Source organism: Pseudoalteromonas sp. GB43, assembly GCF_054923805.1.
The window spans coordinates 2111284-2132520 of sequence record NZ_JBPCHJ010000001.1; the positions used below are offsets into that span (position 1 = coordinate 2111284).

A 21237-nucleotide genomic window follows, 5' to 3' on the forward strand; every position below is an offset into this window, starting at 1 on the left:
GTTCGAACAAGGTATAATTCGAAGAGCGAATGGGCTTAAAATAATAAAGACGCGACGGCCTTATTATACTAAGACCAGAAGCTCTCCACCAAACTAATCAATAGCACTTTGCTATTGTTGGTGACAGTCGCTGGGATTCAGCCCAGTCGCCCGAAATAAGCACCTCACAAACGGTGTTACTTCTCGGCGTTAATTCCCCTCACGTATGATCAACAGAGTCTGTGCTCTTCCCATACGCTACCTGAATAACGCACCTCTTCCAGCCCTTTATGCTCGCTTTAAAGGTTAAAGCCAACATACTTAAATAGGGTATTTGCAGCGATTAAAGCATTTTAGCCGTCTAGGTGTCAAGGCGAGGAATTTGTTTTTTAGTGACCGAATTTGCAACATGGTTACGTATAACCGTGTTTTTACGTACACTTAGCGCTAACCAAATCAATTGGAAAAATGATGGAAAAATTTAACGATATTTATCAACGAGCCGTATCTCGAAAGGGCAGTGAAGAAATGCTGCAAGCACTGTTATCAAACCCGCTCGACGATGCTGATATTGCTAAAATGCATGACGATTTATGGTTAGAAGAGTTCACGCGTAAAGTCTTTCAAAGCGGTTTTTATTGGTCTGTTATCAATAATAAATGGGCTGGTTTTCGTGATGTGTTTTGGGATTTCAGTGTAGAAAAATTGTTGATGATGCCGCCAGATATGCTCGAGCAAAAAGCCAGTGATGAGCGAATTGTTCGTAATTTTAAAAAAGTACAAACGATCCCAGAAAATGCGTACATGATCCACGAAGTTGCTGAGAAGCATGGCAGCTTTAGCCAATTTATTGCAGATTGGCCTACTGACAATATTATTGGTTTGTGGGCTTATCTTAAAAAGCATGGTGCGCGTTTAGGGGGAAATACTGGCCCATACGCTTTACGAGCGCTTGGTAAAGATACTTTTTTACTTTCTCGGTATGTAGAAGCCTATTTGCGTGCCCATGAGTTGATAGATGGCGGCTTACAAACTAAAAAGTCACTGCAAGCAGCGCAAGGTTTTTTCAACGAATTACAACAGCAAAGCGGTTACAGCCTGCAGGCACTAAGCCAACTAGTGGCCTATGGTGTAGGCGATAATCGTGTGGGTGTCGCAACACGTTAAGGACAGTTATGAAACTGCAAACTCGATACACAGATATTAGTGAACTACTTGCTATCAAGGATATGCCGAGCGCCGTTGCCGAGCCGCAATTACTGCTATTTAATGACAAGCTAGCTGATAATTTCGCAATTAAACACGACAGCGAATTTTTAGCTAAATTGCTATCTGGTTCAACGATAGATAACGACGTTGCGCCGGTTGCTCTTGGTTACTCAGGTCATCAATTTGGTCATTTTTCACCGCGTCTTGGTGATGGTAGAGCGCATTTACTTGGTGCTATTGCAGATAAAGATGGCACATTGTGGGACTTGCAGCTAAAAGGCGCTGGAGCAACAGTGTTCTCGCGCGGTGGTGATGGTCGCTGTGCCATTGGTCCAGCTGTTCGAGAGTACATTATGAGTGAGGCACTTCATGCGCTTGGCATCGCAACTACGCGCTGTTTAGCTGTGGTTACAACTGGCGAAACGGTATATCGTCAGCCACCACGCCCGGGGGCAGTTGTTACTCGCCTAGCTAAAAGTCACATCCGTGTTGGTTCATTTCAATACTTAGCTACACAAGGTGATATAGAAGGGCTAGAGAAGCTCGTTGATTACGCAATTAGCTGCCACTACCCAGGCATTAGCAGTACGGGTGAGCAGCGTTATATTGAGTTTTTAACTGCTGTACTCGATAAGCAAATAGAGCTGGTTATCAGTTGGATGCGAATTGGCTTTATACACGGTGTGATGAACACAGATAATACCTTGATTAGTGGTGAAACCATTGACTATGGCCCTTGTGCGATGATGAATCAGTTTGACCTAGACACGGTATTTAGTTCGATTGACCATCAAGGGCGTTATGCATTTGGAAATCAACCGAATATTGCTAATTGGAATATTGCACGCTTGGCTGAAAGCTTAATTCCGTTACTTGCTGATCAAGAGAGTGCCGTCGAACAACTCTCACCGGTTGTAAATGGCTTTGTAGCTAAATTTAATGATGCATTTAATACTATGTGGCAGCAGAAATTAGGATTAGCTGGTCAGCACGAAGGCGATCATGCTTTAGTTTCAGAGTTGCTAGGTTTAATGAAGCAACATCAGCTCGATTATACTAATACTTTCAATGCTCTGACTGAATCTTTACTTGCGGATTTCGCAATTCCAACTAGTTTAAAAGAGTGGCATAAAAAGTGGAACGTGAGGATTTCGTCTAAAAGTTATGAAACTATGCGCGCTGTTAATCCTGCAGTCATTCCACGTAATCATACTATTGAAATGATCCTAGCGGAATACGAAGCATCGGGAGAAAGTTCATTAAAAGACGCCTTTTTAGAAGCATTTAACGATCCATATGTTTACGATGAGCGTCACTTTGAATGGCTTCAATCCCAAAAGATTATGATAAAAATTATCAAACTTTTTGTGGGACCTAGTCATTTAAATTAACTAGGAAAATTCCTATTTATTGAATTTAACTGTATGCTGATTGAGCGCTCTAATAGGCGGTGGTATTATAGATTTTAGGCTAATCTATTGCTTTAAAAGATGATCTCATACGGTATTCGAAGCTGGTTTGGTCATACATTTAATCGCTTATCTACGAAATTAGGCTAGGCTATTATTAGTACCTTAATAGTTATGGATTAATTAATAAGTTGAATGTCAATGCAAAGTAACTAATCGTTTTTTGTATTGTTAAAGTTTTGATTACTCAAAAAATACGAGCTCTTACGAGCTTTATTATGAAAATGGGAAGGAAACAATGAAACTGAAATCACTGACTATAGCTTTGGCACTTGCTGCAACTAGTGCTTCAACATTTGCTGCTGAGAAACAAGGTTTTTATATCGGCGCATTTGGCGATTACTATGATAATTCATGGGAAAATGTTCGCGATTACGCACCAGGCGGCCTTGATGTTGATGATTCAACAGGCTGGGGTTTAGAGCTGGGTTATCGCTTTAGCGATTACTGGAGTGCTCGCTTAGAATATGCTGATATGGATTTTGACTGGACCGCTGAACTAAACGATGGCACATCGATGAGCGGTTCTGAAAGTGGTAAGCGCTACGGTATTGATGGTTTATATCACTTCGGTGGTGGCCCATTTTACGGTATTTTTGGTTTGAAAAACCTTGATGCTGTTGATGAGGATTTAATGTTTGCAAACGTTGGTGCTGGCTACCAACACTACTTCACAGATAACTTTGCTTTCAATGCCGAAACTTCTTTGTACCAAGGCCTTGATCGTGGTTATACCGATGTGGGTGCTAAGTTAGGTTTAAGCTATATCTTTGGTGATCAAAGCAGCTCTGCGGCTCCTGTTGAGCCAGCTCCTGTAGTAAGTGGACCTACAGATAGCGATAACGATGGCGTAATGGACGCTGATGACCAATGCGCAAATACACCAATGACTGATGCGGTAGATAGCAAGGGCTGTACTCTTTATGAAGAAAAAGAGGCAACAATCACTTTACTAGTTACTTTCCCGCATGATGTTGCAGAAGTACCAAATAAATACTTCAGCGATATTGCTGATGTTGCAGCATTTATGAAAGAAAACGAAGGCACATCAGTTGTTCTTGAAGGTCATGCATCAGCAGTTGGTGATGCGGATTACAACATGAAGCTTTCTGAAAAACGTGCTAAAGATGTAGCTGAAGAGTTAGTTAAAGACGGTATCTCATCAGATAGAATCTCTACGGTTGGTTATGGTGAAGAACGCCTGAAGAACAAAGCATATACGCTTGAAGCGCATGCAGAAAATCGTCGTGTTGAAGCACAAATTAGTACGGTTGAACGTGTAAAGGTTATGCGTAAGTAATAGATTACTATTAGCTTATTGTAATTTATTAATAATCTTGAGATTAAAGCTGAACTATTTTTATGGTTCAGCTTTTTTTATACCTTAAAAACGCATTTACTTTTTTAATAAACGCGATACTCTTAAAGGTATACGGCATGGTATAAAAATAAGGTACACTTATATTGATTTGAATCATCGCAGCAAATGGGTGATTATTGTACTATGTTCTTATTGTTATCTCGTGTAATTATCACTAGGTAAATTAGAGTTTTTTTGAGCACTGTTAATTTGGTATGCCATTCTATGGCATTTCGACGGTGCTAAACGTCACTTTTTTAGGTGGTGTTTTGAAATTAACAAATTTATTGTAGTTTTAGTTTATTAAGTTTGGATTAATTACTCATCATCTATCTTGACAGAGTTTAGGCTACACAGCCTTTAGTTACTTAAATGGAAGGGAAGGAAACATGAAACTAAAATCACTAACTATAGCTTTAGCTCTTGCTGCAACAAGTGCTTCTAGCTTCGCTGCTGAAAAGCAAGGTTTTTATATTGGTGCGTTTGGCGATTACTATGATAATTCATGGGAAAATGTTCGTGACTACGCACCAGGCGGTCTTGATGTTGATGATTCAACAGGCTGGGGTCTAGAGTTAGGTTACCGCTTCAGTGATTACTGGAGTGCGCGTCTAGAATACGCTGATATGGATTTTGACTGGAAAGCTGAATTAAACGACGGTACGTCGATGAGTGGTTCAGAAAGTGGTAAGCGTTACGGTATTGATGGTCTTTACCACTTTGGTGGTGGTCCTTTCTACGGTATTTTTGGTTTAAAAAATCTTGATGCGGTTGATGAAGATTTAATGTTTGCTAATGTGGGTGCAGGTTATCAACACTACTTTACAGAGCATTTCGCATTTAATGCAGAAACGTCTTTATACCAAGGCCTAGATCGTGGTTATACAGATGTGGGTGCTAAATTAGGTCTTAGCTACATCTTCGGTGCTCAAAGCGCGCCAGCTGAGCCTGTAGAGCCTGCTCCTACGGTTGTTCCTGTTGCTGTAGAACCAGTAGATAGCGATGGCGATAATATCCCTGATGCAGACGATCAATGTGCAAATACACCAATGACTGACGCTGTTGATGGCACTGGTTGTACGCTATATGAAGATCGTGAAGTAACTAAGAGCTTACTAATCACGTTCCCTAACAACACATCTAAAGTATCTCAACAATACCTAGATGATATTGATGCTGCAGCAGCATTCTTAAAAGAGCACCCAGGTACTGACGTAGTGCTTGAAAACCACTCTTCATCAGTAGGTAAAGCTGACTACAATAAGTGGTTATCTAAGAAACGTGCTGATGCGGTTGCTAAGAAACTAATCGAAGATGGCATTGATCCAATGCGTCTAACTACTGTTGGTATGGGTGAAGAGCGTCTTAAAAACCCAGCTAACACACCAGAAGCTCACGCCGAAAACCGTCGTGTTGAAGCGAAAGTAACTGTCATTGAACGTGTTAAAGTAGAGCGTTAATCTAACTCTTTACGCAAATTTTAAAAACCCAGCCTAGTGCTGGGTTTTTTCTTTTCTAAGTACTAGGAATTGGTTAGATAGGAATGATTCTTAATAAATATTCATTTGAATAGCGTTTTTTTCTAGTACTATTCATGATATTTATAGTGACTATTAAACTCCTTACTTACCGCATGGATTTTCATCTATACTTAAAAGCTTTATAATTAACTGTCAGAATACTATAAGTACTGGGTCTTAATTGGTATTTAGCTTAATACTACCGAGTACTTTCACGTCACCAAGAGGGCAATATTGTGCTACAAGAATATCGTAAACACGTAGAAGAACGTGCCGCGTTAGGTATCGTACCAGCGCCATTAGATGCTCAGCAAACGGCTGATCTTATTGAATTAATCAAAAATCCACCGGCAGGTGAAGAAGAGTTTATCGTTGATCTTCTAGTTAACCGTGTACCACCAGGTGTTGATGATGCTGCTTACATCAAAGCAGGTTTCTTGGCTGCAGTTGCAAAAGGTGAAGCGAGCTCTCCACTTGTATCAAAAGAAAAAGCAGCTGAGCTACTTGGTACTATGCTAGGTGGTTACAACATCGCGCCTATGATTGACCTTTTAGATGACGAAGCGTTAGCGCCAATCGTTGTTAAAGGTTTATCAAACACATTATTAATGTTTGATGCTTTTTATGATGTAGAAGAAAAAGCGAAAGCGGGTAACGAATTTGCTAAGCAAGTAATCGAATCTTGGGCAAATGCTGAGTGGTTTGTGAACAAGCCTGCAGTTGCTGAAAAAATCTCAGTTACCGTATTCAAAGTAACTGGCGAAACAAATACAGATGACCTTTCTCCTGCACCAGATGCATGGTCTCGCCCTGATATTCCACTGCACGCTTTAGCAATGCTGAAGAACGAACGTGATGGTATCAATCCTGAAAAACCAGGTGAAGTTGGTCCAATCTCACAACTAGAAGAGCTTAAAACGAAAGGTTTACCTCTTGCATACGTTGGTGATGTAGTTGGTACGGGTTCTTCTCGTAAATCTGCAACTAACTCTGTACTTTGGTTCATGGGTGATGATATTCCTCACGTACCAAACAAACGCGTTGGTGGTGTATGTTTAGGCGGTAAAATCGCTCCTATCTTCTTCAACACAATGGAAGACTCTGGTGCATTACCAATCGAACTTCCTGTTGATGAGCTAAACATGGGTGACCAAATCGATATCTTCCCATACGAAGGTGTTGTTAAGCGTCACGGTACTGATGAAGTAATCTCTACTTTCTCTCTTAAATCAGACGTAATTCTTGATGAAGTGCGTGCTGGTGGTCGTATTCCACTAATCATCGGTCGTGGTTTAACTGATAAAGCGCGTGCATCATTAGGTATGGAAGCTGAAGATATCTTCCGCAAGCCTGCTCTTGTAACTGATTCTGGTAAAGGCTTCACATTAGCTCAGAAGATGGTTGGTAAAGCATGTAACATGCCTGGCGTACGTCCTGTCAATACTGTGAACCGAAAATGACTACTGTTGGTTCGCAAGATACAACTGGTCCTATGACGCGTGACGAACTTAAAGATCTAGCATGTTTAGGTTTCTCTGCAGATCTAACAATGCAGTCTTTCTGTCATACATCTGCTTATCCTAAGCCAATCGACGTAAACACTCACCACACACTTCCTGATTTCATCATGAACCGTGGCGGTGTATCACTACGTCCTGGTGACGGTGTAATCCACTCATGGTTAAACCGTATGTTATTACCAGATACAGTAGGTACTGGTGGTGACTCACATACTCGTTTCCCTCTAGGTATTTCATTCCCAGCGGGTTCAGGTGCGGTAGCATTCGCAGCAGCAACAGGTGTAATGCCTCTTGATATGCCTGAGTCAATCTTAGTACGTTTCAAAGGTGAAATGCAGCCAGGTATCACACTACGTGACCTAGTTCATGCTATCCCTTACTACGGTATCAAAGAAGGTCTTCTTACAGTTGAGAAGAAAGGTAAGATCAACGAATTCTCTGGTCGCGTACTAGAAATCGAAGGTGTTGAGCACCTAACAGTTGAGCAAGCTTTCGAACTTTCTGATGCATCAGCTGAGCGTTCAGCGGCAGGTTGTACTGTTAAACTTTCTAAAGAGTCTATCGCTGAATACCTTGAGTCAAACATCGTAATGCTTAAGTGGATAATCTCTGAAGGTTACGGCGATGTTCGTACTATTGAGCGTCGTATCACAGCAATGCAAGAGTGGTTAGCTAACCCAGAACTTATGGAAGCTGATGCAGATGCAGAGTACAAGCACGTACTTGAAATCGATCTTGCAGACATCAAAGAGCCAATCCTTTGTGCTCCAAATGACCCAGATGATGCGCGTCTTCTTTCAGACGTAACAGGCGAGAAAATCGACGAAGTATTCATCGGTTCTTGTATGACTAACATCGGTCACTTCCGTGCTGCAGGTAAACTACTAGATGGTTTCAGTGGTCGTATCCCAACTCAACTTTGGGTTGCACCACCAACGAAGATGGATAAAGACCAGCTTACTGACGAAGGTTACTACGGTATCTTTGGTCGCGTAGGTGCACGTATCGAAACGCCAGGGTGTTCACTATGTATGGGTAACCAAGCACGTGTTGCTGATAAAGCAACAGTTGTTTCTACCTCTACGCGTAACTTCCCTAACCGTCTTGGTACTGGCGCTAACGTATTCTTAGCATCAGCTGAGCTTGCAGCAGTAGCGGCAATCTTAGGTAAACTACCTACACCTGCTGAGTACCAAGAGTATGCAGATAAGATCAATGCAACTGCAGCTGATACTTATCGTTACCTGAACTTCCACCGTATGCCTCAATACACTAAAAAGGCAGACAAAGTAATCGTTCAGCAAGCTGTTTAATTTTAGCTAAATTAAATGACAAGAAAGCCCGCTTTTAGCGGGCTTTTTATTTTAGATAAAATTTCTAAAATATTTATAAATACGATCTTAAAGCTACATAAATCATCATCAGCGTTTACATAATAACGCAAAAATTTCCTACCAATTGCATTAAAATCCTCGCCAATATTCTCAACGTATTAAGGCGAGATCGAAATGACTACATTAAACAACCAGAACCTTTTACAGCTTCGTTTTGTAAGCCAAGCACATATTGACGCAGTTAAGCCTTCTTTTGCTAACCTACCTGCAAACCCATACGCAGATGGTGAATTTCGTAAGCGTCGTTATTCAGTAATCAAAGTTGTTGATGGTGAATTAAAACTACAACCAACAAAAGCATTTGTGCAAGATGACTCAATCAATACCTTCCAAGGTAATGTTGAGCGTACTTATGAAAATCTAGAAGATAGCTTATTAGCGACTGATGGCATGAAGCAAATCGTTAATCAATTTCGCGATATGACGGGTATCAGTGATGATCGCGTTATTGAAATTCATCAGTTCAGAATGCTTGCGATCGACAGCGACACTCCAGCTGCACCTGAAGGTGTTCACCAAGATGGTTTTGATCACGTATGCGTATGTGGTGTATCACACGAAAACCTAGAGGGTGGTGAGCTACTTGTTTATGAACACCAACAAGCTGAACCATGTTTCAAAATGGAAATTAAAGACGGCATGTTCGCACTGATTAATGACCGTGAAGTATGGCACAACGCTACACCAATGAATAAATTAGACGCAAGCAAAGAAGGTTACCTTGATTGCTTCGTACTAACTGCGTAAGGGTAAACCATGAACTTAACGCAATTACGTCGCCAGTTCCCTGCACTTATGCAACAAGTTGCAGGTCAGTCACCGATTTTCCTTGATGGTCCGGGTGGCTCGCAAGTACCACAGTCAGTTCTAAGCGCTATGAGTGCATATTTGGGTTACTTCAACTCAAACTTAGGCGGTGCATTTTTCTCAAGTGATAAAACGGTAGAGTTAATGGCAAATGCTCGCCAAGCTGCAGCCGATTTATTAAATGCGCCATCTAAAGAGCAAATCGTGTTTGGTGCAAACATGACAAGCTTAACGTTTAGCTTTAGTCGTGCCATCTCACGTGATTGGACTGCTGATGATGAAATTATTGTCACCAATGCTGATCACTTCTCAAACGTATCATCTTGGCAGCAAGCTGCTGAAGATAAAGGCGCGACAGTAAAAACTACCCTTATCAACGAAGCTGATTGCAGCCTAGATATGGCACATTTTGAAAGCCTTTTATCTAGCAAAACAAAGCTTGTTGCTGTGACATATGCATCAAACACCACTGGTTCAATTAATGATATTAAACGCATCGTTGAGCTTGCACATGCTGTTGGTGCGCTAGTTTATGTTGATGCCGTACATTATGCACCTCATGAGCTAGTAGACGTACAAGCACTTGATTGTGACTTCTTAGCCTGCTCTGCATATAAGTTCTTTGGTCCTCACCTTGGTATTGTCTATGGCAAACGTGAGCACCTTGAAGGTTTCACACCATATAAAGTTGAACCTGCAAAAGATGTTGCGCCAGGTCGCTGGGAAACGGGAACACAAAGCTTTGAAGCGTTAGCTGGATTAATTGCTGCTGTTGATTACATTGCTGCAATTAGTGAGCTTGATGATACTCATTCACGCCGAGATAAATTAGCTGCTGCATTTGCTATGACTAAACAGCACGAAATGACATTAAGTAAGCATTTCTTAACGCGTTTAGCTGATTACCCGCGCATCAAGTTATTTGGTATTGATGATCTAGAGCGCGTAGCTTCACGCACACCGACTTTTGCTTTAACGTTTGAAGGCATCGAGCCACGCGTTGTGTCTGAATTTTTAGGTAAGCAACATATTTGCGTGTGGGACGGTAACTTTTATGCACAAGGTCTATGTAAGCAGCTAGGTGTATTAGAAACCGGCGGTGTAGTACGCATTGGTTGTATGCATTACAACACTATTGATGAGCTTGATAAGGTTTTCGATTTATTTGATCAATTACTGGCAGATTAAAGCTGAGCTTTAATTAAGTTATAAGCAGCCCGAGTGGGCTGCTTATTACCGCTAGGATTGTGGTTGTCCATAAATTTGTTCTGCACGGTTGAATAAGACCCACGAGGTTAAAATATACTTGTCATTTGAAATAGGCTTATTACCACGGTGCGTGTGGGTAAAATAGCCCGGCGCTACGACCATAGTACCTTGTTTTGGCGATATTTTTCGTTGTTGATAGTAAAACTCTGTTTCACCACCTTCATCTACATCATTTAAATAAAACATAAATAATAACACGCGATGAAGGGCCTCGTTATGGCCTGCTTGCGGGTATACCTCACTATGCCAATAAGGGTAACCACCTTTATTGATATCGTATTTTTGTGCTTGAATAGGGCCCATACGAAAAATCTGCTGCACGAGTAATGGCAATTGTGGTTTGCCGACTTCTTCAAAGTTATCTTGTGTTAGGTCAACAGGTTTGCCTGTTTGCGGATGGTAAACCTTTAAACCAAAGGCGCCAATCATCATAAAAATATGCTCTTCAAGGTATTTGAAGACGTAACCCGCAGTCGTTTGTTGAATATGCTTAAGTTGCTCAGCGTATTCAGAGTGATTATTAAGGTATAAATCGCGGCTGTCTTTTTTCGCTAAATCTACTCCGCCTGAGGTAGTGCCTTGTTTTAAATGCGGGCTTTGTTCAAATACCGTGATAAAGTTGTCGCAAAATTCTTTGCTGAGGGCGTTTTCGTATACGCGAATAAAGTCCGTCATGAGCTACCTTTAGTTTATATTTTTTATAGGGTTACTATGTTTACTGAAACTATCACACCACGCTTTAGCGAAACAGATGTGCTAGGGCACATCAACAATACAGTACTCCCTGTATGGTTTGAAGCCGCCCGAGCGCCTATTTTCAGGTTTTTTACGCCTGATTTAAACCCTTATGAGTGGAAACTGATCATTGCTAAGGTTGAAGTAAGCTTTGTGGGTGAGTTGTTTTATGGTCACGATGTCACAGTGAAAACCAGTGTTGAGCATGTCGGCTCAAGTTCATTCGTACTGCGCCAAGAGGCTTGGCAGCAGGATAACTGCTGTGCCGTTGGTAAAACCGTACTAGTACGTTACGACTTTGCAAATAAATGCTCGCAAAAACTTGATGAGCAAGAAAGGGCAGACCTTACAGCGCATCTAATCGCTGATGAATAAGCCATTTTTTGCCGACATTTATGTGTGCTTGGGGTAAAATGCGCCTTCATTATTTTGACTGAGTAATTTTGGGTTACACGCAATGCTGTTAATGATCGACAATTATGATTCGTTTACATACAACCTAGTGCAATATTTTCAGCGCTTGGATCAAGATGTATTAGTTAAACGAAACGATGAGATCAGTATCGCTGAGATTAAACAGCTTAACCCAGAGCACGTCGTACTTTCACCTGATATGTTCGCCAAACGAAGCGGGTATTTCTTTACAAGTGGTGGAACAACTAAAAGGGCAGTTGCCAATTCTCGGTATTTGCTTAGGGCACCAAACCATTGCTCAGGCTCTGGGTGCTGATGTTATTCGCGCTAAGCAAGTGATGCATGGCAAAACATCATTAGTTAAGCATAGCAACCAAGGTGTGTTTAATGGTTTAGCTAACCCGCTGACGGTGTGTCGTTATCACTCACTTGTGGTTGATAAACAAAGCTTACCTAGTGACTTCACTATTACTGCATGGACAGAACAAAATTCTGATTTTGATGAAATTATGGGGATCATGCATAATGATTTAGCACTTGAAGGCGTGCAATTTCACCCCGAAGCAATTTTGACCCAACAAGGGCTTGAATTACTTGCTAACTTTTTAACTCGCTTCTAATCTTAGGCTAGTGAATTAACAAATATGACCGACAATACGCCTGTGCAAATGACTGAAGAAACCCGACAACAAAGGACTGCGATGGTGCTTAATGAGCGCGCGCACGATCTTTTGCTTGGTCATAGTTTTGCGCAGCGCCAAATTGGCTTTATTCATACCTTAGAAATCGATTATGGCGAGTCAATGGAGCAACGTACTTTATTAGAAGTAGAAGTTGCTGCTGAAAAAAAACGTCAGAAGGTAAGCACGGCGCATCATAAATATCGTGCTCAAGCGAGTAAGCAGTTACATCAAGTTATTGAAACAGCGATGAATAAGCAGCTTGAAGATATTGATACTGTAATTCACGAAACAATTGGTATCCAAGATAGCGTACCTGCTATTTTAGATATTTTAGCTGTACGTTCAGCTTCAGTGGGTCGACTTGAGCCTTTGGTTAAAGATTTAAGCTGGCTGGGGCGCGAGCTAGTCGCGTTTGTGAACTTGCCTTTTTACCGTCAACAACGTAATAAGCATACTTCCGTTAAAGTTGATAACCCGCTTTTAGCACTTCGTTACATTGGTTTAGATAACTTGAAGTTTGTCGTGCCGACATTTGCTGTACGCCACTGGATGCCTCATAGTACTGAGCCATTCCCGCTTTTAAAGCGTCGACTAAGAGATAATTCAATGGCGTGTGCCATTGCAGCGCAAGAAATAGCAAAGCTAAATGGCGTAAATGAAGAACATGCATTTACGCTTGGAATGCTGCTTGATGTTGGGAAGATTGCCTTAGTACGTTTGTATTTACGCACTTTTGAGCGAGTTTGGCAGCGTAAAGTAACTATGGCGCGTGATGAACAAAAGAAAGACTTACATACCGCATTATTAGAGCTCAAGCCTGATCCTTTGTTTTTAAGTAGTTTGCTTAGCAAGTTGTCATTAAAAGTAACCGCAACAGTAATTGAACAAATGACATTAGGTATTTACCATTTAATGCGGTGATGCAGCAGTTAACGACTCCATTAGCTAAAAACGATGAATATTTGCCGCTTACCAAGGTGATTTTAAAAGCACGTTGTTACGCTCAGTTTTTAAGTTTAAATGAGCATCAATTGGTCGAAAGTGACGAAACTGAGCGTTGGTTTGCACACTTCGATTTCACTAAGGAAGAGCTTGAACAGTTAGCTAAATGCAATTTTGAGCACTTTCATATCCAAATTAATTAAAAAAATTGTTAATTTTTTTGCGACTATTCATTCATTGTTTATCAATCCACAGCGACAAAGTTTTTGTCATTAGCCAGTGCTTGGCTCACTAGCCTTACGCCTTTTTGTAGTATTTCGAGCAAAAAAAGGCCTTCAAATAGTTATTCACTATCCATGAAAAAATATCTCAAGCCCTTTGTTTTCAAGGCCTGCATGAAAGTTTTCTAAGAGACATAACGAAAATTTTCTGAAATAATGGATGAATGAAAATTGAACCAAAGAGTAATTTTGGTGATTTTGCGCTAAGCTCAATCGGCTAAGTAAAATGGCTTAGTTTTGCTTTAAAGCGCCACCAAACTCTGTGTGTGCTTACAATTATGAGGATATAAAATGACAGTCAATCGCGAATTATTTGATCAAGTAATGGTTCCAAACTATGCACCATCAAGTGTTATTCCAGTTCGAGGCGAAGGTTCTCGCGTATGGGACCAAGAAGGTCGTGAATTTATCGATTTTGCGGGTGGTATTGCTGTTAACTGTCTTGGCCATTGTCACCCAGCTCTTGTAAGTGCATTAAAAGAGCAAGGCGAAAAGATTTGGCACTTATCAAATGTAATGACTAATGAGCCAGCGCTTCGCTTAGCTAAAAAGCTAACTGATGCAACGTTCGCTGAAAAAGTATATTTTGCTAATTCAGGTGCAGAGGCAAATGAAGCGGCACTTAAACTTGCACGCCGTTTTGCACTTGATAACTTTGGTGAGCAAAAGTCACAAATTATCTCATTCAACAAAGGTTTCCACGGCCGTACTTTCTTCACTGTAACAGTAGGCGGTCAAGCTGCATACTCTGATGGTTTTGGTCCAAAACCTGGTGATATCGTTCACTGTGACTACAACCATTTAGCGGCATTTGAAGCGCTTATCTCAGACAATACTTGTGCGGTAATGATGGAACCTCTACAAGGTGAAGGTGGCATTATTTCGCCAACTGCTGAGTTTGTTGAGGGTGTTCGTGAACTGTGTACTAAACACAATGCACTACTAATCTTTGATGAAGTACAAACCGGTGTTGGCCGTACGGGTGAGCTTTATGCTTATCAAGGTCTAAATGTAACTCCAGATATCTTAACGACTGCAAAAGCATTAGGTGGTGGTTTCCCTATCGGTGCGATGATCACCACAACTGATATTGCTAAGCACTTAAAAGTGGGTACTCATGGTTCTACTTACGGTGGTAACCCACTTGCGTGTGCAGTAGCTGAAGCTGCATTCGACACAGTAAATACACCAGAAGTACTTAACGGCGTTAAAGAAAAGTCAGCGTTATTCCGTGAGTTACTAACTGCGATTAACGAAAAGTACAATGTATTCACTGAAATCCGTGGCGAAGGTCTATTAATTGGTGCTGTAGTAACAGAGCAATTCAAAGGTCGTGCAAAAGAGTTTTTAGTGGCTGGTACTGCAGAAGGCGTTATGTCTTTAGTGGCTGGCGCTGATGTTGTTCGTTTCACTCCGTCACTTGTAATTCCAGAAGCTGATATCCGCGAAGGTATGGCTCGTTTCGAAAAAGCAGTTGCAAAAGTCGTTAACGGCTAAACGAAACTGTCATTTCAGGGCAAGCTAAGCTTGCCCACATTTCTTAATTTACCGTTATTTATAAGGGAGCAAGCGGACTTATGATGATCCTTCGCCCAATCCAGCAAAGCGATTACCAAGCGTTAGTAAAGATTGCTGATGAGTCAACGCCATGGCTTTACGTCTTTGCCTAATAATGAAGAGTTATTACAAAAGAAAATCGATCATTCTGTCAGCTCATTTGCAAAAGCAGCACAGCAGCCAGGTGATGAAGGTTACTTGTTTGTTCTTGAAGATAGCGAAACGGGTGAAGTTGTAGGGACTTCGGGTATTGAAGCCGCTGTTGGTTTAGATGATGCTTTTTATCATTATCATTTAAGCAAAGTAATTCATTCTTCTCGTACGCTAGACGTGTATAAAGCCGTTGATATTTTAACTCTGTGTAATGATTACACCGGTGCAACTGAGCTATGTACATTATTCTTAAAAGATGGCTACCGTAAAAACAATAACGGTAAATTGCTTTCAAAAGCACGTTTTATGTTTATTAATCAACATAGAGAACGTTTTGCTGACACCGTCATTGCTGAAATGCGTGGTGTGTCTGACGAAAGCGGCGAAAGCCCATTCTGGCAATGGCTAGAAGAGCACTTTTTCTCAATGGACTTTCCAACGGCAGATTACTTAACGGGTATTGGTCAGAAAGTATTTATTGCTGAGTTAATGCCTAAATACCCAATTTACGTCAACTTACTGAGCAAAGATGCACAAGCTGTGATTGGTCAAGTACATGACAACACACGCCCTGCGATTGAACTATTAAAGAGCGAAGGTTTTACCTTTAATGGTTATGTAGACATTTTTGATGCAGGTCCAACTGTTGAAGCAAAAGTAGATAACATTGCTACAGTGAGAAACGCCCACACAGTTAAAGTTGAAATTGGTGAAAGCCAAGGCGACACCACGGTATTGTTAGCAAATGATAAAATTGCTGATTTTAGAGCAACCGTGACTCAAGTTAGCCTATCATGCGATGCCGATAGCATCACAATCTCAAGTGAATTAGCAAAAGCACTTCACTTAGAAGCGGGTGATTCAGTATCACTTGCAGAACTATAGAATTCAGGAGACATATTAATGACTCATGCAGCGCAATTTATTAATGGTCAATGGCAAGCAGGCCTTGGTCATACTTTTCAATCTGTAAACCCAGCAAATAACGATGTAATTTGGCAAGCAAATACGGCAACCACTGAACAAGTAGACGGCGCAGTCGCTGCTGCACGTGAAGCGTTTTACAGCTGGGCTGATAAAACATTTGCAGAGCGTTTAGCGATTGTAAAAACATTCGCAGAAACACTGAAAGAGCACAGCGAAGAATTAGCGATTGCTATTGCACAAGAAACCGGTAAACCACTTTGGGAAACACGTACTGAAGCAGGTGCGATGGTGGGTAAAATTGCTATCTCTGAAAAAGCTTTTTTAGAGCGTACAGGCGATGTTGAAAACCCAATGCCACAAGGTCGCGCGATGATCCGTCACAAGCCTCATGGTGTTGTAGCGGTGTTTGACCCTTATAACTTCCCTGGTCACTTGCCAAATGGTCACATTGTACCTGCACTATTAGCAGGCAATACCGTGGTATTTAAACCGTCTGAGCTAACGCCAGCAGTTGCTGAGTTAACGTTAAAGTTATGGCAAAAGGCGGGTCTCCCTGCAGGTGTAATCAACCTTGTGCAAGGTGAAGTAGAAACGGGTAAAGCGCTTGCATCTCATAAAGGGATCGACGGTTTATTCTTTACTGGCTCTTCGCGCACTGGTCATATTTTACATGAACAATTTGCTGGTCAGCCGGGTAAAATCTTAGCCTTAGAAATGGGTGGTAATAACCCGCTTATCGTTACTGATGTTGCTGACACTAAAGCGGCTATCCACGATATTATTCAATCAGCATTTATCTCTACAGGTCAACGTTGTACGTGTGCGCGTAAGTTATTCTTACCTGCAGGCGAGCAAGGTGATGCCATCTTAGCGGGTCTTATTAAAGCAACTAAAGCTATTAAAGTCGGTGACTACGACGCAGAAGAGCAACCTTTCATCGGGTCAATGATTTCTTCAGCGGCAGCAGCTGGTATGGTTACAGCACAACAGCAACTTGTTGAGCTTGGCGCTGAAGTGTTAGTTGAGCTAACGCACAAAGAAAATACCGGCTTTGTAACACCGGGTATTTTAGAGTGTACAAATGTCGCTAACTTCCCAGACGAAGAGCACTTTGGACCACTTCTTAAAGTATTCCGCTTCACTGATTTTGATGCCGCTATTGATAAAGCGAATGACACAAGCTTTGGTTTATCAGCTGGTTTATTAAGCGACAGCGCAGCAGATTACGACCATTTCCTTCGTCGTATTCGCGCAGGTATCGTAAACTGGAACCGTCCTATCACAGGTGCATCAAGTGCAGCACCATTTGGTGGTATTGGTGCATCAGGTAACCACAGAGCAAGCGCATATTATGCTGCTGACTATTGTGCATACCCTGTCGCTTCGGTAGAGCTTGAAAAAGTAGCAATGCCAGCGACATTAAGCCCAGGCTTAAAAATCGATTAATAATCGTAAATCATTATAAAAAGCAGCTTCGGCTGCTTTTTTTGTATGAGATGCTTGGCAAAGGTAGCAATTAAAAGCGCTTTCTGCTTAAATCTAAAGAGATAGTTTTTTATTAGGTGTGCAGTCGTATGGTTTTAGATAGGCAAGGGTACGATGATCTTGTCATGTATCTCACTCAAAATTTAGCGCTTTTTGAGAAGCCGGGTCAAATTAAACCAGGAGCTCCAACAGTGTTAGAGCTGATTGAAGACGTGATAGCAGAAAATGTCATGTTACTTTGCGAGCAACACACAGAGCTTAATACTGAACAACGTAGCCAAATTGTTCGCGAAGTCGACGGTATCGTATATGACTTACAAGAAGTGCTGAGCAGCGTTACAAATCACACAGTAACCGTTGAACAACACGCGTTTATTGATGAGTTTGCTGGATTAGTAAAAAACTTATTCGATAGTGCTGTTGTCGAAAGTGCCTAACTTATAAAGCACAACACAATTTCTAGTCTTTAAGCGAGCAGCTCAAAGTTAGCAACTCGCTTTCCTTTAAAGTTCACCTCTTATCCCTTGCATCTGTGTGTGACTTGCTTACAATCAAGCAAAATAACTTTAAGAGATAAAGCACATGCAAGCGAATGTAAAATGGGTAGAAGGCGATACGTTTATTGACCTTCAAATTCAGGTCACAATGTAGTTTTTGATGCCGGTAGCGATAGCGCTGCGCCAAGCCCAATGGAAATGGTTTTAATGTCAGCGGGTTGTTGTTCATCTGTTGATGTTGTTAGTATTTTAAAAAAAGCAAAACAGTCATTTTCTGATGTGCAAGTTAAGCTATCTGCAGAGCGTGCTGAGTCAGCACCTCGCGTGTTTACCAAGATTAATCTACACTTTGTGGTTACCGGTGATAATGTCTCTGAAAAGCACCTTGCAAGAGCGGTACAATTATCTGCTGAAAAGTATTGTTCTGTAGCCTTAATGCTTGATAAGACAGTAGAAATTACGCATAGTCATGAAGTTGTGCAAGAACAGGTAAAATAACGCTTTTTCCGAGCAGGAAATTCGTATAAAATCCGCGAACTTTTATTTCTGCTGGTGCAGGTTTCACTCGTTTTAAGGTTGGTTTAGCATGAATAAACCCTTCGATAAAATTAAGCTTCATGGCTTTAATAACTTAACTAAGAGCTTAAGCTTTAGTATTTACGATATTTGTTACGCAAAGACGGAACAACAGCGTAAAGAATATATTGAATATATCGACGAACAGTACAGTGCTGATCGCCTTACCGATATTTTAGGTGAAGTTGTGGATATTATTGGCGCAAACATTCTAAATGTTTCTCGCCAAGATTATGATCCGCAAGGTGCCAGCGTGACAATCTTGATCTCTGAAGAGCCAATTGAGCAACAAACAACGTATGACGTTGATGAGGCGCCGATATCTTCCTGAAACAGTAGTAGCGCACTTAGACAAGAGCCACATCTGTGTTCACACATACCCAGAAGCACACCCTGATGATGGTATTTGTACGTTCCGTGCTGATATCGAAGTATCAACGTGTGGCATTATTTCGCCATTAAAAGCGTTAAACTTCTTAATTCACAGCCTTGAGTCTGATGTTGTAACAATTGACTACCGCGTACGTGGTTTTACTCGTGACGTAGATGGTGTTAAACACTATATCGATCACGCAATTAACTCAATTCAGAACTACATGACTGAAGATACCAAAGAAGCGTACCAAATGATGGACGTGAACGTGTATCAAGAGAACTTGTTCCACACGAAGATGATGTTAAAAGAAACTGACTTGAATACTTACCTATTCGGTGTTTCTACAGCAGATCTTTCTGAAGAAGAAGAAGAAGTTATCTACTCTAAGCTGACCCGCGAGATGCAAGAAATCTTCTACGGTCGCAACTTACCAGACACTGAGTAAGTCACTAAAGCTTTAAAGAAACGGCGCGTAATGTAAGTTACGCGCCGTTTTTTTATGCCTCATTGACTGCACTTATCTGTGCTTATATGCTGATTAAAAGGCCAATTTAAGGATAGATATGTCAGTTGTTCTCTCGCAGTCAGTATTTTTAGCAGAGCAAGTGCGTGACCATGAAGGACCCGCAGCTAAGCGTTCTGGTATCACCTTGTATGAGCTTATGGAGCGAGCAGGGCTGGCGACTTATCAGCAAGCTATCAGCTATTTTCCTAAGGCAAGTACATTCGTTGTGTTAGCGGGCGTTGGTAATAATGCCGGCGATGGTTATGTTGTTGCTCGTTTAGCTAAACAAGCGGGCAAACAGGTTACGGTTATTGCAGCAATACCTGATAAACCGCTCAAAGGTGATGCGCTCAGTGCTCAGCAAGCTTGGCTCAACGCAGGAGGGACAATTACCGCTGATGCCAGTGCTATTGAGCAAGCAGATATCATTATTGATGGCCTGCTTGGCACGGGAATTCAAAGCAATGTGCGCGAGCCTTTTTTACAGCTGATTAAAGCTGCCAACGAAAGCCAAGTGCCGATAGTTGCTATTGATCTACCTTCAGGCATACATGCCGACACAGGTGTCGTACAAGGAGTGGCAATAAAAGCCGCGCTCACTGTGACTTTTGTAGGTATTAAACAAGGTTTAGTGACAGGGCAAGGGCGAGAGCATACAGGGACGCTAGAGTTTAATGATTTAGGTATTGAAGATGCCTTTTTAAAACTGACATCACCCACGGCAGAGCTTATCAATTATCAGACACAGCCGAGGCTTTCTGATCGCGATAACAACAGCCATAAAACCAGCCATGGTAAATTGCTGTGTATTGGTGGTAATTCAGGGACTGCAGGCGCTATTCGTTTAACCGCAGAGGCAGCGCTTCGCACCGGTGCGGGTATGGTCAAAGTGTATACCCATAGTAGCTCTATTCTACCAGTGAGTATTGCGGCCGGCCAGAACTAATGGTGACAGATACAAACCTGATTAGCGCCCTAGAGTGGGCAACTTGTGTTGCTATTGGCCCTGGACTTGGTCAAGACACTTGGTCGGAAACAACCTTTGAAACCGTCATGCAGTATTGCTTTACTAATAACAAGCCACTGGTTATTGATGCTGATGCACTTAATTTAATAGCTCAACATGCTTCGTCATTTCCATTGGCTAATACCGTTATTACACCACACCCCGGTGAGGCAGCAAGGTTACTTAATTGTCGCGCTCACGATATTGAAGAAAATCGCTTTCATGCGGTAAAGCAGCTCGCACGTAGCTATACCACTACTTGTGTACTCAAAGGTGCTGGCAGTTTAATTGCTGATAATAACCAAACATGGGTGTGTACCGACGGTAACCCTGCACTTGCGGTTGGTGGCAGTGGCGATGTATTAACAGGTATCATAGCGGCACTAATCGCACAGGGGCTTACTCCTCAGCAAGCAGCTTGCTTAGGCGTAACCTTACATGCAAAAGCCGGTGACATTGCCGCAGAACGTGAAGGCGAAAGAGGCATGTTAGCGAGTGACTTGTTTGTGATAGTGAGGGAGTTGGTTAACTGAGCCGTCAGCCGTCAGCCGTCAGTTTCTGTGATAGCTGACA

The 21237-nt window shown here is 41.7% G+C and carries 10 protein-coding genes, 8 pseudogenes and 1 riboswitch; of the genes and pseudogenes, 17 read left to right on the forward strand and 1 reads right to left on the reverse strand.

The genetic code is table 11. The features are described 5' to 3' along the window. Positions 1 to 70: 70 nt before the first annotated feature. Positions 71 to 267: riboswitch (Lysine riboswitch) on the reverse strand. A gap of 183 nt (positions 268 to 450) precedes the next feature. The 7 genes and pseudogenes from ACRWSG_RS10140 to ACRWSG_RS10170 all read left to right on the forward strand — a co-directional run bounded on the left by ACRWSG_RS10140 (position 451) and on the right by ACRWSG_RS10170 (position 10446). Next, on the forward strand, positions 451 to 1146 hold the full coding sequence (locus ACRWSG_RS10140; protein WP_462166927.1) for a DNA-3-methyladenine glycosylase I: 696 nt from the start codon (positions 451 to 453) through the stop codon (positions 1144 to 1146). 8 nt (positions 1147 to 1154) lie between these two features. Beyond that, positions 1155 to 2566, forward strand: a pseudogene (locus tag ACRWSG_RS10145) (protein adenylyltransferase SelO). 329 nt (positions 2567 to 2895) lie between these two features. Continuing rightward, positions 2896 to 3957: an OmpA family protein gene (locus ACRWSG_RS10150; protein WP_054552409.1), complete on the forward strand. Its 1062-nt coding sequence runs from the start codon at positions 2896 to 2898 to the stop codon at positions 3955 to 3957. Between the two features lie 449 nt (positions 3958 to 4406). Then, a complete protein-coding gene (locus ACRWSG_RS10155) occupies positions 4407 to 5477 on the forward strand; it encodes an OmpA family protein (RefSeq protein WP_462166200.1) in 1071 nt (356 codons plus the stop codon). Between the two features lie 296 nt (positions 5478 to 5773). After that, positions 5774 to 8370: pseudogene (acnB, locus tag ACRWSG_RS10160) on the forward strand (bifunctional aconitate hydratase 2/2-methylisocitrate dehydratase). A gap of 195 nt (positions 8371 to 8565) precedes the next feature. Then, positions 8566 to 9198: a 2OG-Fe dioxygenase family protein gene (locus tag ACRWSG_RS10165; RefSeq protein ID WP_054552412.1), complete on the forward strand. Its 633-nt coding sequence runs from the start codon at positions 8566 to 8568 to the stop codon at positions 9196 to 9198. A 9-nt stretch (positions 9199 to 9207) separates the two neighbouring features. Further along, positions 9208 to 10446: a cysteine desulfurase-like protein gene (locus ACRWSG_RS10170; RefSeq protein WP_054552413.1), complete on the forward strand. Its 1239-nt coding sequence runs from the start codon at positions 9208 to 9210 to the stop codon at positions 10444 to 10446. A gap of 51 nt (positions 10447 to 10497) precedes the next feature. Here the strand turns inward: ACRWSG_RS10170 and ACRWSG_RS10175 are convergent, their stop codons facing one another. Then, positions 10498 to 11202: a 2OG-Fe(II) oxygenase gene (locus ACRWSG_RS10175; RefSeq protein WP_138602461.1), complete on the reverse strand. Its 705-nt coding sequence runs from the start codon at positions 11200 to 11202 to the stop codon at positions 10498 to 10500. A gap of 36 nt (positions 11203 to 11238) precedes the next feature. Between ACRWSG_RS10175 and ACRWSG_RS10180 the strand changes: the two genes are divergently transcribed. The 10 genes and pseudogenes from ACRWSG_RS10180 to ACRWSG_RS10225 all read left to right on the forward strand — a co-directional run bounded on the left by ACRWSG_RS10180 (position 11239) and on the right by ACRWSG_RS10225 (position 21197). Beyond that, positions 11239 to 11637: an acyl-CoA thioesterase gene (locus ACRWSG_RS10180; protein ID WP_138602459.1), complete on the forward strand. Its 399-nt coding sequence runs from the start codon at positions 11239 to 11241 to the stop codon at positions 11635 to 11637. A gap of 82 nt (positions 11638 to 11719) precedes the next feature. Next, a pseudogene (locus ACRWSG_RS10185) lies at positions 11720 to 12296 on the forward strand (anthranilate synthase component II). A gap of 48 nt (positions 12297 to 12344) precedes the next feature. Next, positions 12345 to 13504: pseudogene (locus ACRWSG_RS10190) on the forward strand (HDOD domain-containing protein). Between the two features lie 369 nt (positions 13505 to 13873). Then, on the forward strand, positions 13874 to 15079 hold the full coding sequence (locus ACRWSG_RS10195; RefSeq protein WP_138602455.1) for an aspartate aminotransferase family protein: 1206 nt from the start codon (positions 13874 to 13876) through the stop codon (positions 15077 to 15079). Between the two features lie 80 nt (positions 15080 to 15159). Next, a pseudogene (gene astA / locus ACRWSG_RS10200) lies at positions 15160 to 16177 on the forward strand (arginine N-succinyltransferase). A gap of 18 nt (positions 16178 to 16195) precedes the next feature. Beyond that, positions 16196 to 17665 carry a succinylglutamate-semialdehyde dehydrogenase gene (gene astD / locus ACRWSG_RS10205; protein WP_462166202.1) on the forward strand — a complete coding sequence of 490 codons (1470 nt, stop codon included), beginning with the start codon at positions 16196 to 16198 and terminating at the stop codon, positions 17663 to 17665. A 128-nt stretch (positions 17666 to 17793) separates the two neighbouring features. Continuing rightward, positions 17794 to 18141 (forward strand): DUF3802 family protein, encoded by a 348-nt coding sequence (locus ACRWSG_RS10210; protein ID WP_054563480.1) that lies wholly within the window; start codon positions 17794 to 17796, stop codon positions 18139 to 18141. A gap of 145 nt (positions 18142 to 18286) precedes the next feature. Next, positions 18287 to 18699 (forward strand): annotated as a pseudogene (locus ACRWSG_RS10215) (OsmC family protein). Positions 18700 to 18787: 88 nt separating this feature from the next. Continuing rightward, a pseudogene (gene speD, locus ACRWSG_RS10220) lies at positions 18788 to 19598 on the forward strand (adenosylmethionine decarboxylase). Between the two features lie 118 nt (positions 19599 to 19716). Next, a pseudogene (locus ACRWSG_RS10225) lies at positions 19717 to 21197 on the forward strand (NAD(P)H-hydrate dehydratase). The last annotated feature ends 40 nt before the right edge of the window (positions 21198 to 21237 follow it).

Excerpts from the sequence above, each read along its gene's own strand:
- ACRWSG_RS10180 (WP_138602459.1), top strand. The coding sequence starts at position 11,239 with ATGTTTACTGAAACTATCACACCACGCTTTAGCGAAACAGATGTGCTA.
- ACRWSG_RS10155 (WP_462166200.1), top strand. The coding sequence starts at position 4,407 with ATGAAACTAAAATCACTAACTATAGCTTTAGCTCTTGCTGCAACAAGT.
- ACRWSG_RS10165 (WP_054552412.1), top strand. The coding sequence starts at position 8,566 with ATGACTACATTAAACAACCAGAACCTTTTACAGCTTCGTTTTGTAAGC.
- ACRWSG_RS10150 (WP_054552409.1), top strand. The coding sequence starts at position 2,896 with ATGAAACTGAAATCACTGACTATAGCTTTGGCACTTGCTGCAACTAGT.
- ACRWSG_RS10140 (WP_462166927.1), top strand. The coding sequence starts at position 451 with ATGGAAAAATTTAACGATATTTATCAACGAGCCGTATCTCGAAAGGGC.
- ACRWSG_RS10175 (WP_138602461.1), bottom strand. The coding sequence starts at position 11,202 with ATGACGGACTTTATTCGCGTATACGAAAACGCCCTCAGCAAAGAATTT.
- ACRWSG_RS10210 (WP_054563480.1), top strand. The coding sequence starts at position 17,794 with ATGGTTTTAGATAGGCAAGGGTACGATGATCTTGTCATGTATCTCACT.
- ACRWSG_RS10170 (WP_054552413.1), top strand. The coding sequence starts at position 9,208 with ATGAACTTAACGCAATTACGTCGCCAGTTCCCTGCACTTATGCAACAA.
- astD (WP_462166202.1), top strand. The coding sequence starts at position 16,196 with ATGACTCATGCAGCGCAATTTATTAATGGTCAATGGCAAGCAGGCCTT.
- ACRWSG_RS10195 (WP_138602455.1), top strand. The coding sequence starts at position 13,874 with ATGACAGTCAATCGCGAATTATTTGATCAAGTAATGGTTCCAAACTAT.